The sequence below is a fragment of the Sutterella seckii genome, assembly GCF_009183815.1.
In the GTDB taxonomy this organism is placed as follows: domain Bacteria; phylum Pseudomonadota; class Gammaproteobacteria; order Burkholderiales; family Burkholderiaceae_F; genus Sutterella; species Sutterella seckii.
In genome coordinates this window covers 1-1,864 of the sequence record NZ_WEHX01000171.1, presented here as the reverse complement: position 1 = coordinate 1,864, position 1,864 = coordinate 1, and the positions used below count along the sequence as shown (strand labels likewise).

Here is a 1,864-nt window from a genome sequence, read left to right as displayed (position 1 = left end):
CAGCATTGAAGCCGGCTGGAAGCTTTCGAGCGCCGACAAGTGGTATGCGGAGCCTCAGGCTCAGCTTCAGTACACCCGCATTGGAAGGTCGGACTACAAGACTTCGAACGATGTGAAGATCGAGAACAGCAGCGTCGACAGCCTGATTGGCCGGGCCGGCCTGCGTCTCGGGCGAGACCTTGAGCGCATGGGCGGAGAAAAGATGAATCTCTACGTGCGTGCCGACATCCCTCACGAATTCAAGGGAGAACAAACCTTCTGCATGCAGGGGCATCACGACTTGACGCCTCTGCGCTATGAGTTTACAGGCGACGCCACCCTGGTACGACGTAGGTCTCGGGCTTCTGTTAACGGTCAGCGTAAACGAGACTGTTTAGCCACGACTTTGAGACGTGATACGCCAAGGATTTGAGACCATATACCGTATCTGACCGGGACGATATACCAACATCCTGTTGGCCTGGATACCTCCGCTACCACGAGACCCATTACCACTGAGACCCGATACCTCCGTAAAGAGAGATGGATTACCACAGGGATTGAGACTGCAAACCGCTCTGAATGAGACGGCATACCACTCTTGGTCAGCTTTACCTCTGCACTGAGACTACTTGCCCCAGCGGCAGAACTGCATACAAATGAATGGGACCCGATGCCATGACGAAATGAGATGAGATACCACAGCAATAAGACAGGATACCTCTGCATGAGACTACTGAATATGCTGAATATCGACAATGGTATTTCCTCTTAACATAATGTATTCCTTGGATATTAAGTCGAAATCCCTTCGGCTTAATTACCAAGGAGACTGCTATGTCGAAACAAGCAAGAAAGTCTCGGGGCCCTTCTGTTGTTGAGTCCGAAATCCCTCGGCTGACACCTCAGGAAATTTTTGAAGGCTACGAAAGGCATCTCTATAGCGTTGAGGATGCCAAGACATTGATGCAGATGCCTCGCAGCACGTTTATGCGGCATCTCAAGAACTGGCGAGAGACAGGTCGGCTGCCCTCACATACCGGTCAAGGGAATCGTGTTCCGGCCAATAAGCTCGATCCGCAGATCAGAGCGAGGATCATCGAGTTTGCAACAGGCAAATATGAGGGCTTCCAGGCAACCCTCCTGCATAAGTATTTGCTCATTGAGGGTATTGAGGTCTCCGTTGAAACGGTACGACGAATCCTGACAACACTTCGTCCGGAAGAAACTCCAAAGGAGCGCAGGTCGACCGCGCATAAGCTGCGCCGCCGCAGATCGAGCGTTGGGGAACTGATTCAAATTGACGGCAGTCCGCATCCATGGTTCGAGGGAACCGGAGACGATAACAGCTACGCGCTTCTCATCTTTGTCGATGACGCAACAAGCCGCATCATGGTCGCCGGCTTCTATCCAACAGAAACATCTGAAGGATATCTTCAGTTGCTGAATAAGTACATTGAAAAATATGGGATTCCATGGGCTCTGTACAGCGACAGACATTCCATCTTTGCCCCAGTAAATCCCTCGAAGAGCGGAAAATCCGAGGAAACACAATTTCAAAGAGTCTGTCGGGAGTTGGGGGTAACGGGGATACGGGCTAATTCGCCAGAAGCCAAAGGGCGGGTCGAGCGAACATTCAGCACGCTGCAGGGACGATGGCCAAAAGAGTTCCGTGTGCTGGGCATCAGAAATATGGCGGAAGCAAATTCACGAATGCCGGAATTGCTGGCGAGCTATAACCAAGAATTCGCAATTGCTCCCGCTGACTCTAAGGATAGCCACGCGCCGCTGCTGGAGGAAACGAAAGAACGCATTGAGCAGATCTTTGCCAGATGGCATACACGTATGATCAGCAGGAACCTGACGGTGTCCTACGGCAGCAAGA

2 protein-coding genes are annotated in these 1,864 nt (G+C 51.8%); both read left to right on the top strand.

From position 1 onward, the window contains the following. Positions 1–412, top strand: a 412-nt coding sequence (locus GBM95_RS11605) for an autotransporter domain-containing protein (RefSeq protein WP_152159237.1), incomplete at its 5' end; no start/stop codon positions are given. A gap of 404 nt (positions 413–816) precedes the next feature. Continuing rightward, the coding region (locus GBM95_RS11600; RefSeq protein WP_152159236.1) for an ISNCY family transposase at positions 817–1,864 on the top strand (1,048 nt) is incomplete at its 3' end.